At 34.8% G+C, this 15,447-nt stretch carries 10 protein-coding genes and 7 pseudogenes; 8 read left to right on the forward strand and 9 right to left on the reverse strand.

Features of this window, described 5'->3' with window-relative positions; all coding sequences use genetic code 11:
* Window positions 1-153: 153 nt before the first annotated feature.
* Window positions 154-1,101: an IS110 family transposase gene (locus tag ABWU47_RS04575; RefSeq protein WP_209472550.1), complete on the reverse strand. Its 948-nt coding sequence runs from the start codon at window positions 1,099-1,101 to the stop codon at window positions 154-156.
* A gap of 261 nt (window positions 1,102-1,362) precedes the next feature.
* Between ABWU47_RS04575 and ABWU47_RS04580 the strand changes: the two genes are divergently transcribed.
* The 5 genes and pseudogenes from ABWU47_RS04580 to ABWU47_RS04600 all read left to right on the forward strand — a co-directional run.
* The gene (locus ABWU47_RS04580; protein WP_353285596.1) at window positions 1,363-1,710 is read left to right on the forward strand and encodes an IS630 transposase-related protein; all 348 of its coding nucleotides are present in this window, start codon (window positions 1,363-1,365) and stop codon (window positions 1,708-1,710) included.
* Window positions 1,711-1,738: 28 nt separating this feature from the next.
* Window positions 1,739-2,221, forward strand: coding sequence for an IS630 family transposase (locus ABWU47_RS04585; RefSeq protein WP_264330460.1), 483 nt, complete (start codon window positions 1,739-1,741; stop codon window positions 2,219-2,221).
* A 751-nt stretch (window positions 2,222-2,972) separates the two neighbouring features.
* Entirely contained in the window at window positions 2,973-6,257 is a 3,285-nt protein-coding gene (locus tag ABWU47_RS04590; RefSeq protein WP_353285597.1) for an ankyrin repeat domain-containing protein, read from the forward strand.
* A gap of 49 nt (window positions 6,258-6,306) precedes the next feature.
* Entirely contained in the window at window positions 6,307-6,639 is a 333-nt protein-coding gene (locus tag ABWU47_RS04595; protein ID WP_353285598.1) for an AAA family ATPase, read from the forward strand.
* 2 nt (window positions 6,640-6,641) lie between these two features.
* Window positions 6,642-6,809: pseudogene (locus ABWU47_RS04600) on the forward strand (transposase); the annotation flags it as partial.
* A gap of 7 nt (window positions 6,810-6,816) precedes the next feature.
* Here the strand turns inward: ABWU47_RS04600 and ABWU47_RS04605 are convergent.
* Window positions 6,817-7,021 (reverse strand): annotated as a pseudogene (locus tag ABWU47_RS04605) (IS630 family transposase); the annotation flags it as partial.
* A 103-nt stretch (window positions 7,022-7,124) separates the two neighbouring features.
* On the opposite strand from ABWU47_RS04605, the pseudogene ABWU47_RS04610 reads away from it, so the two are divergent.
* Window positions 7,125-8,238: pseudogene (locus tag ABWU47_RS04610) on the forward strand (IS3 family transposase).
* 107 nt (window positions 8,239-8,345) lie between these two features.
* Here ABWU47_RS04610 and ABWU47_RS04615 read toward each other — a convergent pair.
* A pseudogene (locus ABWU47_RS04615) lies at window positions 8,346-8,837 on the reverse strand (transposase family protein); the annotation flags it as partial.
* 56 nt (window positions 8,838-8,893) lie between these two features.
* On the opposite strand from ABWU47_RS04615, the gene ABWU47_RS04620 reads away from it, so the two are divergent.
* Window positions 8,894-9,316, forward strand: a complete 423-nt coding sequence (locus tag ABWU47_RS04620) for a hypothetical protein (RefSeq protein ID WP_186809101.1) — start codon at window positions 8,894-8,896, stop codon at window positions 9,314-9,316.
* A 47-nt stretch (window positions 9,317-9,363) separates the two neighbouring features.
* On the opposite strand, the gene ABWU47_RS04625 is transcribed toward ABWU47_RS04620, so the two are convergent.
* Entirely contained in the window at window positions 9,364-10,116 is a 753-nt protein-coding gene (locus tag ABWU47_RS04625) for an ATP-binding protein (protein WP_353285599.1), read from the reverse strand.
* Between the two features lie 194 nt (window positions 10,117-10,310).
* Window positions 10,311-10,742 (reverse strand): annotated as a pseudogene (locus ABWU47_RS04630) (helix-turn-helix domain-containing protein); the annotation flags it as partial.
* Between the two features lie 128 nt (window positions 10,743-10,870).
* Between ABWU47_RS04630 and ABWU47_RS04635 the strand changes: the two are divergent.
* Complete coding sequence (locus ABWU47_RS04635; protein WP_077188053.1) at window positions 10,871-11,758, forward strand: Rpn family recombination-promoting nuclease/putative transposase; 888 nt, start codon at window positions 10,871-10,873, stop codon at window positions 11,756-11,758.
* Between the two features lie 400 nt (window positions 11,759-12,158).
* Here the strand turns inward: ABWU47_RS04635 and ABWU47_RS04640 are convergent, their stop codons facing one another.
* The 4 genes and pseudogenes from ABWU47_RS04640 to ABWU47_RS04655 all read right to left on the reverse strand — a co-directional run.
* Window positions 12,159-12,311 carry a hypothetical protein gene (locus ABWU47_RS04640; protein ID WP_186809102.1) on the reverse strand — a complete coding sequence of 51 codons (153 nt, stop codon included), beginning with the start codon at window positions 12,309-12,311 and terminating at the stop codon, window positions 12,159-12,161.
* Window positions 12,312-12,407: 96 nt separating this feature from the next.
* The gene (locus ABWU47_RS04645; RefSeq protein ID WP_353285600.1) at window positions 12,408-13,787 is read right to left on the reverse strand and encodes a hypothetical protein; all 1,380 of its coding nucleotides are present in this window, start codon (window positions 13,785-13,787) and stop codon (window positions 12,408-12,410) included.
* A gap of 126 nt (window positions 13,788-13,913) precedes the next feature.
* A pseudogene (locus ABWU47_RS04650) lies at window positions 13,914-15,037 on the reverse strand (IS4 family transposase); the annotation flags it as partial.
* A gap of 104 nt (window positions 15,038-15,141) precedes the next feature.
* A pseudogene (locus tag ABWU47_RS04655) lies at window positions 15,142-15,327 on the reverse strand (IS4 family transposase); the annotation flags it as partial.
* Window positions 15,328-15,447: the final 120 nt, after the last annotated feature.

The raw sequence follows: 15,447 nt of genomic DNA on the forward strand, positions 1-15,447 counted from the left end.
TATATGGGCAATAAAAACCCGTTTGTCATAGAAATAGAATTTTATATCAAACAGCTACCACAGCAATTTCTGCTTAAGCTAATGAATATGTGCTTTAAGTCTGTGTGGACGCACATATTCATTAGCCAATTTCAGTTACCGTTGTGAAGATTTTTAAGTATGCAAATTAATTGCTTCTTTAAGTCTTGTATTAGCAATTACTATAATTTTACGCATTAGGGCTGTTATAGCCACCATCTTCTTCTTACCACTTTCAACAAGCTTAGAATAAAAGGCGCCAAGTATAGATTTTGACCTTGTAGCAGCCATAGCGGCTGTAAAGAGCTTTGAACGAACGTTACTTCTACCACCTGTAATCCTTCGGTAACCAACAGCTTTACCACTTTCTTTTGGATGCGGTGCAACTCCGGCAAGACTTGCTACTTCTTTTCTATTTAAGTAACCAAGCTCTGGCATTAAACACAAAAAATCTTGTGATAACTTTTTACCTATTCCAGGAACTGTTTTAAGAATTTTTTGGCGTTGTTGTAATTCGCGGCTTTCATCAATAATCTTTTGTATAGTATCATTGAGTTCGTTTATTTGACTATCGAAAAACTCAATGGTCTTTTGACAGCTTTCTTTTATATGATCATTTTCCGGTGCTTCAAGTCTGCATTTTTCTTGAGTTCTCATTTGCGTAATATCATCACGACGTTGACAAAGTGCAGCCAAAGTTGATTGTTCTGTAGAGGTAGGTACAAATAGAGAGATAGTTCTATGGCGTTCAAATCCATATTGAGCAAGAGCTCTTGCATCTGATCTATCAGACTTTGCTAAAGTTCCGTGAGATAAAATAAAGCTTTTTACTTTACGAGTATTAGCTCGATGCACGGCAATATTTTTGTCGGTAAGAAAATGTGATAAGCCAAGCTCATATTTCCCTGTATTTTCTAAAGTCACTAAAGCATTAGGTAGAATATCTGAAAACTCTTGAAATAATTGTTGCCAACCAGAAGCATTATTATCAAATTCGACAGCATTCTTCTGTTTGTGAATTGCAACGACATTTTTAAATTTTCCGATGTCAATGCCAATAAAATTTTGATAAGATGTAACCATAATAAACCTCGATAATTTTAGTTAATTTAAGATTGTAAACGGGTGCATATATATGTCCCAAGCAACTATTCAAACGTATCGAGAGATAGGGCTAGCGTACCTTGATACCAACGGTTGTAATACCAATTTCCTTTCGGTCGCGCACGCCCGCTATTCCTAGTGAGCAGGGTTATCTTTCTCTCTTATCTCTTTTATATCACGTTTTTAACTTACAATTTCCTAAAGTAAATGATAAAGGTATAATAAAGTATTTGAGTTATAATGGCATATAGTGTGGATTTAAGGGAAAAGGCAGTATTGATGATAGAAAAAGGTAAGACAAAGGTTGAGGTAGCAGAGCTTATGGAGATAGGAATAGCAACTCTGTACCGTTGGTTAAAAAAGAAAGCTGCTGGTGAAAGCCTCAAGCCATCTAAAAACGGTAGCTTTATTCGAAAAATAGACCCCAAAATACTCGAAGAATATGTTACAAATAATCCAGATCATACTCTGGCAGAGATGAAACAAAATCTTGGATTTGGAATAAACTCAATTTGGTATAGACTAAAACAGCTAAAAATTACTTTAAAAAAAAGTCACACTATATCAAGAGCGCAATCAAGAAGATAGGGAGCAATTTATTGATAAAATCTCAAAAATAGACCATTCCAGCATCTTATATATAGATGAAGCAGGAGTTGATAATAAGTTATACCGAGAATATGGACGCGCTCCAAGAGGAAAGAAAATTTATGCAGATATTCCAGGGAGAACTCGAGAGAGAATCAGTATAGTAGCCGGGTGGATTGGAAAGAGATTTATTGCACCAATGACTTTCAAAGGTGGGTGTGACAAAGAGGTATTCAATACATGGTTGGAGAAGATGTTATTACCTAAATTGCCACTTGGCACAACTATAGTTATGGATAATGCTACATTTCATAAGACCACTAAAACAAAATCATTAATAGAGTCTTTTGGCTGTCATTTGCTGTATCTTCCAACATATTCACCAGATTTGAATCCTATAGAATACTGTTGGCATACCATCAAAAGCCGCCTCAGACCTCTCATGTATAAATATACAGACTTACAGCTTTTGGTTGGTAATACCATAATGGAACTTTATCATCCATTTTAGAAAATACTATAGTATTCATATCTTCTGATAATAACTGGGTAGCTTATTGCCATAGCTCCTGTAAAATGACTTCTAAACAAACTATTTCTTAAGTAATTTATACTTCAGAGTTTATCTGCCTTAAAGTTTACTCTATTCTGTTTCGGCATTTGTCATAAATCCTTAATTATTTCTGACTTTTTAGTTCAGTTTTTAACCATTCTTTCCTTAACTTAATGGCAGTGATCCAGAGGATATGGTCCTGAAAAAAAACTAAAGGGCAGAGACCGTCATATTGTTGTGGATACAATGGGCCTAATGATTACATCTGATGTTCGTAGTGCAAGCGTTCAAGATCGTGATGGTGATCTAAATCTTTTTACTTAAGCTAAACGAAAAGCTCCAACGCTACAGAAGTTTTTTACTGATCAAGGATACACAGATAAATTACAAACCGCTGTTTATTAAAAACAGGATGTTTATTAACAATCGCCAAGAAAGTAGTTGATACATGATTCGAGGTTATTCCTAAACGTTGAAAGAGCTTTTGCTTGGATTTCCAATTTTAGACGTATAAGCAAGGATTACAGACACTCACCTTCTACTTAAAAAATAACACCCCTTTAATATGATCACCATTATGCTTCATAAATACTTTTGAGACAGGTTCTCAGCATCAGTAATACTACTTGCTTTGTTTTTTTGTCTTAAGTACAATTGAGGTTAGTTAACTAAATTAAGTTATTAATATATTTAAATGGATATTTTGGCGATGAATGATATAAATTACACTGTTTGGAAAAGAGTACTGAGTCGTGTTAATGACAGCGAAGATTTGAGTTGTGATAACCTTATAAGGAAAATAGAAGAGCAGCTGGAACTTGAAAATAAAAGTTTTGATTTCAGCTCTGTCGCTATTGATTTAGATGCTAAGTTCACCTTCAGCATTACGTACAAAAACAACGAGGATTATTCTTTCTCTTGTAGCCTGATATCCTTGGCTGCCAAGTCTGGTTGTGAAAAAGTAGTGGACACTTTGGTCCAATTGGGTGCAGATCCTAATATTGTTGACTGTGACGGCTGGAATCTTTTCCACTATGCTGTTTCTGGTAGTGTCCCACACATTGTACCTTTTCTGCTTAGGTTAAAAGTAGAAATTAACGCTAGGGATCTTTCTGGAGCTACTCCTCTATATTTTGCTATTGAAAATGAAGACAAAAATATGGCAATTGCTCTGCTTGAGTGTGGTGCAGATCCTAATATTGTTGACTGTGACGGCTTAACTCCTTTGCATTTAGCTGCTAAATCTCAATGTGATAGTTTGGCTACTATTCTACTAGAGCAAGGAGAAAAAAAGGCGTATGTTGAAGTGGTATCTCGTCTTGATTACTCGACTCCTCTCCACTATGCTGCTAGGGGCTCTTCTCTTTCCTTAGTAAAAAAATTATTGGAAAAAGGAGCGAGTATTTCTGCACGAGATATAGATAGAATGCTTCCTTTGCATATTTCTGCTAAGTTTGATTTTTCAGAAGCAATAAGTAGCTTACTGTTGGTAAGCTCCAAAGATAAAGATAGTTCTAATCGTTATTCGTTAACTTATCCTGGGGTACAGTTCTTGGGTATTGTCACTCACAAAAGTGGTATTACCCTAGAAGATGCTATAACTTTTGATACTGTAGCTAAATTCAAAAATGCTCCTTTACACATTTCCGCTGAATTTTACTCCCAAGAAGCAGCAGTTGCTCTAATAAATGTGGGAGCATCAATTGATCTTAAGAATAAAGAAGGTAGGACTCCATTACATGTTTCTGCTATCCATAATAATGTAGGTTGTGCAAGACTTCTTATACAGAAAGGAGCCTCTTTGGATTTGTCAGATCTTACCGGTGATACCCCCTTGCATCTTGCTGTTGAGAGGTGCAATGTTGATTTAGTAGAACTTTTACTAAGTTATAAGGCATCGATTAAAGCGCAAAATTTAGAAAAAAAAGGGCCTTTGCATCTTGCTGCTGAGCAAGGAATGACCGATGTGGTAGATTTCTTAATCAATAAGGGGATGGATCCTAATCAGAAAGATAATAAAGGTAAAACGCCTTTGCATCTTGCTGCTGAGCGAGGAATGACCGATGTGGTAGATTTCTTAATCAATAAGGGGATGGATCCTAATCAGAAAGATAATAAAGGTAAAACGCCTTTGCATCTTGCTGCTGAGCGAGGAATGACCGATGTGGTAGATTTCTTAATCAATAAGGGGGTGGATCCTAATCAGAAAGATAATAAAGGTAAAACATCTTTGCATCTTGTTGCTGAGCGAGGAATAACCGATGTGGTAGATTTCTTAATCAATAAGGGGGTGGATCCTAATCAGAAAGATAATAAAGGTAAAACATCTTTGCATCTTGTTGCTGAGCGAGGAATGGCCGATGTGGTAGATTTCTTAATCAATAAGGGGGTGGATCCTAATCAGAAAGATAATGAAGGTAAAACACCTTTGCATCTTGTTGCTGAGCGAGGAATGGCCGATGTGGTAGATTTCTTAATCAATAAGGGGGTGGATCCTAATCAGAAAGATAATGAAGGTAAAACACCTTTGCACCTTGCTGCTGAGCGAGGAATGATTGAAGTTGCATTAAAGCTACTCTCTGCTCAAAGTACAGATATTCATGCTTTAGCCTTTAACAGGCACTCTCCTTTACATCTTGCTATTTTAAATCAACAATTTAGTTTTACGAAATTGTTAGTTATTAATCTTGCGGATATTACTCAAGTAGATAAAAGTGGGAATAACTGCTTCCATCTTGCTGCTCAGTGCTCTGATGAAAAGATAATGGACTTTTTAATAAAAAGTAAGGAATATAAACCGTATATAAATATGTTAAATAAGAGAAATCAATCTCCCTTGCATGTTGCTCTTGTTTCTACCCCTAATAGTTTGTCTCTAATACAAATTTTAATAGATCATGGTGCGGAAGTTAACTTAAAGGATGGTGAAAATTATTTTCCTTTACATCTCGCTGTTATGAAAAAGGATATAGAAATCATGAAGCTGTTAGTAAATGCGGGCGCCGATGTTAATTTGTCAAGCAAAGATCACGGTACTCCTCTACAACTTGCTGTTAAAGATGATGAAGTGGATTTGGTTGAAACTTTGGTGAAATTAGGAGCTGACCTTAAAGCAAAAGATAAAGATGGGTATACTCCCTTGCATGTCGCCGTTCGAATGAATTTTATAGAGATGGTAACGACTTTGGTGAAATTAGGAGCTGATCTTGAAGCAAGAGATGTATTATACAGGTCTCCTATATTTCATGCTGTCGAATTAGATCACAGGTGTATGCTGTTACATTTAAAAGAATCGGGAGCCAATCTTGAAGCAAAGGATAGAGGTGGTAGAACTCCTCTAATCCTAGCAGTTGAAAAGAAAAATCTTTATATGGTCGATGCTTTAATTAGTTGCACTTCTTATAGTAGAAGAGAAGTCCTCAGAGCTGCTTTAGATATTGCTATTCAAGCAAATTACGTGGAGATAGTGGATTATATTGTACGTTTCGGACCTTTCAAGCTTGAAACAAAAGGTAAAGATGGTAACACTCCCTTGCATGTCGCCGTTCGAACGAATTCCATAGAGATGGTGAGGACTTTGTTAGGATTGGGAGCTGATCTTGAAGCAAAAGATAAAGATGGTAACACTCCCTTGCATGTCGCCGTTCGAACGAATTCCATAGAGATGGTGAGGACTTTGTTAGAATTGGGAGCTGATCTTGAAGCAAAAGATAAAGATGGTAACACTCCCTTGCATGTCGCCGTTCGAACGAATTCCATAGAGATGGTGAGGACTTTGTTAGAATTGGGAGCTGATCTTGAAGCAAAAGATAAAGATGGTAGGGATCCTATAGCCATTGCAAAGTTTAGTAATCCTGATGTTTATAGGTGGCTTGTGCTGCGGGATAAGGGTGAGGATATTCCTATTACTCAAGACGATGATCTGATATCTCCTTCCACTGCTGTATGTGATCTATTTTCTTGTAGTATATTTTGTAATAGAAGAGGTAAGTGAAAAGAACATGTTAGGTTGTAAATTTTGCGGTAATCTAGTGTAGACTGGTTTGTTGGATGATGAAGCAGGTAATAAATACGCAAAAAAAGCTGAAAAAAAGCTTTTAGAGATTGGAGTTGCATCACTTGTTAAGCTTAAGATACCACAAGGTAGACCAAAAGGCTGGGATGCTGCAGATGGTGTGCTAGAAAGAATGAACGTTGAAGAATTTATCCTCAACAACAAAAGCCCTAGAAAGTCAAAAACAATTAATACTACAGCTTGGAGCAACAATGCTCCAAAGAGAAAATGGATTATTAAGGATTGGCTTCCTGTAGCAAGTGTTACAGCTCTTTACGGTGACGGTGGAGTTGGGAAATCCTCTTCCTTGCTCAACACTTAATAAGTGAGTTACATTCTTTTGTTGTGCTGCCAAAGAGATGGGTTGTCGAACGCTCTTTTGCTTGGTTAGAAAAATGTAGACGATTGTGGAAAAATTGCGAGCGTAAACTTAATACTAGCCTACAGATGATTGTTCTCTCCTTCGTTTCTCTCCTATTACGAAGATTTTAAACAGGTTCTTATATCCGTAGATCTTTTTTTCTTGTAAATCCAATATTTTTAAGTGCGCGATGAATCGTTTGTCAACTGATATTGCCCCAGAGTTTAGCCATCTCCGACTGAGTTTTGCCACCATGGTTTTTTGCAAATTCGGTGAAGACATTCCAGTCGGTAATTTTATGGTTATACCCTACGCTTCCAGGCTTTTTTGATTGAAAATCTCCCGTTTCCTCACGTCTTTTCTGCTACTCATATAGTATAATGCACCCCATAAACTAGACCAAAAAAAATTGGTTGATCCGAGTAGGAAGGTAAAGGGGTAAAAGTATGGCAACAAAAAAATATGAACCAGAGTTAAAAGCAAAGATAGCTTTAGAAGCAACAAAAAATCAAAAAAGCACAGCTGAGATATGTAGTGAATATAAAATACCATCAACAAATCTATATGATTGGAGTGATAGAGTATTGGCAAGGTTAAAAGACCTATTTGCTGAAAAAAGTGAAAGTGCGAGAAAACAAAGAATCTTAGCGCAAGAAATAGAAAGCTTACATAAAGTAATAGGAGAACTGACAGTGGAAAATAGTTATTTGAAAAAAAAATTACTGAAATAAGCAAAAAAGATAGAGTAAGGTTTATAGAAAAAGATTCTGATCTATCAATTAGGAAACAGGCTGATTTACTTGGTATTTGCAGGTCTAGCCTATATCATAGGCCTATAATTAATAACGAAAGTGAAGTAGCAAATTTGATTCAAGAAGTATATTTGGCTTCTGATTGCCGTTATGGATATCGCAAAATTACTGCTGAAATCATAGCGAGTGGAGTAGTAGTCAATCACAAGAAAATCTTAAGAATTATGAAAAAAATGAAGATCAGTGGACTATATTGTAGAAAAAAATGTAATACAAGTATTAAAGAAAAAAAGCATAAAATATATCCTTATTTACTCAAAGATTTGATTATTTGTAGAGTTAATCAGGTATGGGCTACTGATATAACATATATTATGGTAGAAGGTAAGTTTGTCTATTTTATGGCAATAATGGACTTGTATAGTCGCTATATTATTGCTCATTCATTATCACCATATCTTGATGCTGGATTTTGCCTTTATACTCTTAAAGAAGCTCTAAAACAAGGTAAACCTGAGATTTTAATAGCGATCAAGGAGTGCAGTTTACTAGCTATAACTTTATTATGGAATTAGAGCGTGCTAATGTTAAAATCAGTATGGACCATAAAGGACGTTGCTTCGACAATATATTTGTTGAACGCTTATGGAGAACTTTAAAGCAAGAAGCTATATATTATTATAAACCAAATAGTATCAGAGATTTGAATCTTATAATAAATGATTTTGTTGGTTGGTATAACTATAGAAGGCGACATCAGACTCTACATAATAAAGTTCCTGCTGATCTTTATTATCATAAACAGTAAATGAATATATTGATAAATACTTTAAATGTGTGTCGACGTATTTATCAACATATTCATTTTAAAAATCGGATTACTTTGAAAAAAATGGTCTAGACAAATGGGTGCACTATAGATAGAATTTGTCCATCGTCTCTTATAATGATTTCCTTTTTCATTGTGTTTAATCTTTTTTTTCCGGAGTAAGACAATTTTCTTTTCTTTCTATCTTTTGGCCGTTGTATTGGTTGTTCTGTAACATCTGCTAATATCTTCAAAATTCTTTCTGGAGTAATAGTTCTGTCCTTTTTTATTGAGATTTCTTTAGCCAAAAGAGGTTCCATTTTTTTGAGTAATCTGCAGATGTTTGAGTTATGCAAGTTGAATAGGTAGCTCAAGAATCGGTACGTTATGTAAGTTCGATAATATAGAATTATACAGAGTATTTTATCTTCCAATACAGGCAATCTTGACGTTCTTCCATGGTATTTCTTCTGTTCTTGAACTTTTTCCCACTCTGGGCGCACTTTTCCTACAACCTTTTCGAATTCTTCTATTTTCAAACCTGTTACATCTCGAAAATTTCTCGGATGTTCTTTTAGATTATGGTAGTTTAAGCTCATCTTCCCTTTCTATTCTCTTTGCTATACCTCCCTATTTTATAACCATTCCCACTCTTTTGCAGCAGGTTTATAGCCACACATCTAGTAAGGCTCATGCTCAACTTGCAGAAAAAGAAAGAGCATTGATTGATTCAAGGGAGCGTATCTGGCAGCTAGAGCAAGTGATGGAAAACCTTAATGGCAAATTGGAACAGGTAGAACAAAAAAGCTTGAGCCAACAAAAAGTCATCAGTGATCAGAGTAGAAAACAGACTAACTATGCCTCTGCTTCTTTTGTATTAGCTGGAATGTTTGCTATTGGTGCAAGTTTAACACCTTATTTAGCAGTATGTATCATACTTGCTGTAGCTGCATCGATTTTTCTTATAGCAGGGGGATGCTGTTTATATAAAGCAAATACAGCACTTAGTGATGTTAAAGCTGATCAAATTCCAGGCGTTGTAGGTGCGCTTAATTGTAATAGTTCAGGTTTAATCTGACAAGCCAGCTATAACAACTTCTATGAGTCAAATATTTAATTTTTATGTTAATGACGTAGAAAAGAGGATTCTTCTGTTTGTGCCTGAAATGAAGTTGACATTACTCTGCCTCTTCCTTGTCCTGGATTTAGCTCGTGAAACACATGATTGAAATCTTCCTTACTCACTACTTTGGACTTTCTTTCAAGAGCAGCGTGTATTTTTGCTTCACTGACTAATTGTTCTAACTCAGCTCCAGAATAATCTTCTGTTTTTTCTGCAATATCTTGAATATTTAGCCCTCCATCAGTTTTTGTATTTTTGATATAAAGCTCCAATATCTTTCGTCTCGTTTCCACATTTGGATTAGGTATATGAACCCTTTGACCTAAGCGTCCAGGCCTAATAAGTGCTGGATCTATCTCATTGATCAGGTTAGTTGCACCAATTACTATTATATCTTTTCTGCTCTTAAATCCATCTATTTCAGTTAGTAACTGTGTTAAGCTCTCTCGACAGTGGTAAGCTGAGTTATTAGCGGTACTTCTTTTTTGCGCAACTGCATCTATTTCATCTATGAATACTATACAAGGAGAATATTTTCTCGCTACTTTAAAAAGCTCGCGTACAGCATGCGCACCATGACCAATATATACTCCAATAAGTTCTGGACCTGAGATACTTATAAAATTCATATTTGATTCACCTGCAATTGCACGTGCGATAAGTGTTTTACCATTTCCAGGAGGGCCGTGCAGTATATAACCTTTTAGTAAGTTAATACTTTCACTTCCAAACATCTCACGCATTTCTTCTGTCATTTGGTTACAGCAAATAATCTGCAATCGTTGTTTTAAGGAATCGTCAATTATAACATTAGCAAATGTTGTTTATTATCTGAATTAGCTAATTTTATTTCTATAGGCAGCTCTACTTCCTTCATTTTACTAAATACTTGATCATATATAAACCAAGCGATAAAAAAGAAAACAGTGAGTAACACAACAGGCATAGCTTCGCTAATATAATGTGCAGCCAGCTCATATCCTAAACCCTTTGCCACCTCTACTTTTACTGCCTTTCCACTCTCTTCCTCACTAATACGGATGAATTTAGTTAATAAATAAAACGTTTCGCGTAATTCTTGATCCTTAATCTCTTTATGTCTTCTTACTAGATTTACTATCTCTTCTCCCTCATACCTTTCCTTATTTGATACTTCTTGTCCGCAAGCTAGGTCTCTAGCAGTTGTTGATAATGCTTCTGCTAATTCATATAACTTCTTAATTGAAATTCTGCGTGTTCCTTTTTCATATTGCAGTATTAACTGATATGTTGTTCCTATTTTTTTTGCTAAATCTTTTTGAGTATATCCTCGCTTTAACCTCCAGCTCCTTACTTTTTGTGCTATCTGATACCTTATGGAAACGGTAGTATACTTTGCCATACAGAAATAGATATTATACAGGTTAATACTATCAAATAAAGATACACAAAAACTTCTATGTTTGAATTTTAGTTGAATATTTCTTCAGAATTGTGTATAATTATCAATGCTTTTTAGGTTGATTTATTATGGCTTTTTCTAAATTTCTCGATCCTAAATATGATTTGCCCTTCAAACGAGTGTTCGGCACTGAAAAAAATAAGAATATTCTTATCCACTTTTTAAATGATATCTTAGGGTTTACTGGTGTCAATACAATACAAGAAGTTAAGTTTCTTAGCACTATTATGGATCCTGAGATTGCTTCTGATAAACAGAGTATTGTTGATGTTCTTTGTAAAGATTCATACGGAAATAGGTATATTGCGGAAATGCAGCTCGCTAGGGACAAGGGATTTGAAAAACGTGCCCAACTTTATGCTGCTAAAGCTTACTCAAGACAATCTGGCAATTACATTGATTTTAAGAAAGTATTCTTTATCGCTATTTCCAATAGTATATTGTTTCCTACAGAGGTTGAGTATATTTCCACTCACAATATACGTGATATAAAGACTAACGGACATTACTTAAAAGATTTTCAATTCGTCTTTATTGAGTTGCCTAAATTCACAAAGAACAAAGTAGAGCAACTAGAGAGCACAGTAGAAAGGTGGTGTTTTTTTTTCCGGTATGCAGAAGATACTACAGATGAAGACCTAAAAGATATTGCAGAAAAATCACCAATAATAAAGCTAGCATATGATGAATTAGACAAGTTTAGTTGGGAAGAAGAGGATCTAGCAGCATACGAAGAAAGAGTTTTGAGTGTACAGAAAGAAGCTGCTATTTGGGAACAACGTCTTGATGATGCTACTGAAAAAGGCAGAGAAGAAGGCAGAGAAGAGGGCGAAAAACAAGCTAAAATAGCAGTTGCAAAGAATCTACTTAAAGCAGGGGTTTCTATTGATATCATAACTGAAACTACTGGTCTTACAGTTAACGAAGTCAAAGACTTAAGCTCTTTGGGTGTCTAGATGAACACTTTATACTAGATGAAAACCCAGCAATTGCGGCTCAAATGTTGTGTATATAGTAAAAATGCTACTAGAAACTACTGAGTAATGTTTTTTCAACAGCACCCTAATCCTTTTATTAGTGTAATAGATTATAATATAGAAGTTCCATACAAACTTACTCATGTCCTTGTTCTTTATACCTCAGTTATGGATTAGCTTGATGTAAAGTCCTGAAATTCTGTTCTCTGCACTAATTGTAATAACATAAAATCACTTTTGCTTCAGATATTTTGTAAATTGCTGTTATTTTGCGCTTTTTGATCCATAATCTAGCAAAGCTGTTACTTTCTGTCATATATGTATTACCAATCGTATAACTTAATGATTTTAGCTTCTTTTTTGGTGTTATACTCAATTTCTAATCCATAATTGGAGTTCTTACTATCATCCACAAAGAAGTCCTGCTAATTTTTCTACTAAAATTAGTCTTTTCTTCATCTGTATCTCCTTTTGCACCTAGAATTTTATTTGCAAATTCTTTATTTTCTAAGCAGTACTTTACACCCGCCATTCAGCAACAAATTTTTCACACCAAAAGCTGATAGCACTTTTCCACTTCTCCCTAAATCTTTTGGGGAGCAAAGCAAGATATTTTTTTTCCGAACAGTTATAAACTAGGAACCATAAAAACAGCTTCATGATTAGCAATTTTAAAAGTTTGATCAAGTTCAATATTCCTAAGCGTCGTACTTGCCTTATACGAACAATAACATCCCAATGTAAGGAAAGTTAATGCAGTCAAAGCAAGTGAAATAGATATTCCTAAATGAGACATTGTTAAACTTGCGCCAACAGCAAATGCTCCAGATAATATAAGAGAAGCAGAGGCACAAATTATTTGCTTTCTACCGTGAGCGCTTACTGCTAAGAATTGAGATTTTACTGCTGAACTTTTTTCAGGAACTTGAGATAGGTTACTAGCCCTTTTACTATAACCTTGTTTTACACTAACTAGATCCACGTTCTTTGTAGGTACCATCGCCTCAGGGCCAACTTCCGGCTCCATTTCATTTTGGGTTGAATTATCGAGCTTCTCCCTCTTTTCAATAGCTGCAAACTCATTATACAAATTTTCTCCAGAGCAAAAATGTGAGATCTTGGTACTCCAACCGTCTTCTAATCGCTTACTCCCTGTCTTTAACCGCTCTACATGATCCCATAATATAATTCTCTCTGAAAGAAGTTCTTCAATTTGTTTCTTCATTACATCTATCTTTTCTATCAACTCTTGTTGTTCTACCCATCTGGGATACCTATCGTCCAATTGGGTAATTTCTCCAGATTTGCTTATGTCCTCCGTTTGCATAGCAATACTTCTTGTTTTGGTTGGTCTTGAAATGTATTTGTAATACTCGTCTAACTCATCCTTTCCCTGTCTTAATTGCTTATTTTCTGCAATCAACCTATTTTTATCTTCCTCTATTTCCCTTATAGAAGCATACAGCACATCTCTTTCTTTGAGTACGTTGTGTAGATTATCCTTCATTAATCTTTTTCTATCGAGAAGATCTTCATCCTTTCCTATAAGCTTGAGTTTTTCTGCAATCAATAGTTGATTTTCTTCATCTAGAGAACTATTTATTTTTTCTTGCTTTTCCAATTCTAATTTAAGTCTGTAAATTTGTTGTAAAAAATCCCCAGATGAATTTCCAAAATTGTCTTCTTGTGGGCGTTTTTCACCACATTTAATGATAAGCTCCTCTACAACATTAAAAAAATCTTCAAAAGACTTTTTTACCCCTTTTAACTCTTTACTAAATAACGTAACATCTTTTTGTTCTATTATTTTCTTCATATTGTCCAACCTATCTACAATTAGTTTCATAGGTTCAACCATTCTACTTGCACCACTTAAATTCATCTTATCACTAAGTTCTGCCTCATTAACCAGATCTTCAATCATGGAAGTTTGGTTAGATTGACCGACCTGTTTAATCGGAGTGCTCGAATTAATCAAATTTATATCAAAGTTATAAGACACGCTCATATCACTTCCAACAACTGAGCTATCCAGTGAAGATATGCCACTATTTTCAATTAATTCACTATTATCGGAAGCTTTCTGATCTTGTCTCTGATCAACAGCAGTGTCTGTTAGACCATACGCGTCAAGTTAAGAGATTGTGAGCAAATTTAGAGAGGTTAAAGTGGATACTCTAGCCCTTCTACGTTTGTCTTTTAATGAAAATCGCGACCAAGTTATAGTGAGTTTTTTAAGAAATGCTTTTAAACTATTAATTTTGGTTAATACTAAAAATAACTCTCTAACCCGCCTTTTTAGCTCAATAAATGCCTTTGTTAAGCTAAGTTCTGTATTCTTTTTCACTTCTGTGCAACCAACTATGCCGTGAAATATAAGAATTGCGCACAATTTAGCATATAGTTCACATAATACTCTGCATGGCTTTCCTTTTAGCTTATCAAGCCTGATATGGCTTTTATACAATTTAAATAATAACTCAATTTGCCACCTTACTCTGTAAATCGTTAATACTTGCTCAGCACTAATTTTATTTTCTGGAACATTAGTTATAAATATTGACCAGTTCAACAATTTTTGATTTCTTTTAGAGGATGTATATCCCTGCGATCTTGCTAATCTATTAGCTTTCCTTCTTCTGGCCATAGACTGTTCTTCAGTTAGTTTCTGACATATAATTCTTACTCTAATTTTTGCTTCTTTTCCTAACAATACCTCGTTTTCTAAAAATCTCTAAACATTCTAATAACTCCATTTTTTGATTTGTTTCTACATCATATATGTTGGTATCGACGACTTATGAAATAAGCTCCTATTTCATTGATTTGTTTAAAAGAACTTGGCACAAAATAACCGAGATCAGATATTAGCAAATCATTGCTTAATATATTACTTAAATGTTTCCTATATCCCTGGTCTGATCTTACCCCCTCCGTTAAATTAAGTTGGTCTATTATCTGATTCATGTAGTCGAAAACTAATTGTAACTTTATTCCAGACTTAGTATTGCTTTCATAGCCACTGTAGCTAGTACCATAACCTTTATACATCTCTTCCATACTGTTAGGTAGAGTAATATAGCTACTGTCCAATAATTTAACACTATTAAATTGCTGTAAGATTTTGCAATCAACTTGCAAGATATTTTTAAAGAGAATCACAGATTCATTATACATCCTTTTCATAAATTCCACTGCTTCTTCAGTAAATCTAAAATCCAAACCTTGTTTTGTTATATCTATCGAGTCCTCGTTTAGTATAGCCTTTCTTATAATAGTCCGAATGCGATAAGATATGTGTTTATGGCTATAGCAGGCCAGTAGCATATTACGGTCTGTTCGGATTATTGTAAAAAGAGCTATAATTGACACATTGTTTCTACGCTACAATTATCAACTCCTATATTACCCAAGACCATGGCTTTTACGAATGATGAACCTTTTAGCTTTCTCTTTCTTTTTATAAACCTTGTTGTAATTGAGATTTTCTCTGCTTTTTCATTAAAAAATTCTTTGAGCTTTTTTGATAAGCAAGTTATTTTATTCATTGGTTCTCTCACTAAAAGTATATCTGGGAGAACTTATACCTTATTATTCTATCTCTTTCATACCTTTATTTCCTTAACTTGACGCGTATGATTTGAAAGACAATCTCATTAAAAATAGAA

Origin of the sequence: Wolbachia endosymbiont (group A) of Gastracanthus pulcherrimus (assembly GCF_964028265.1) — a bacterium.
Lineage (GTDB): Bacteria > Pseudomonadota > Alphaproteobacteria > Rickettsiales > Anaplasmataceae > Wolbachia > Wolbachia pipientis.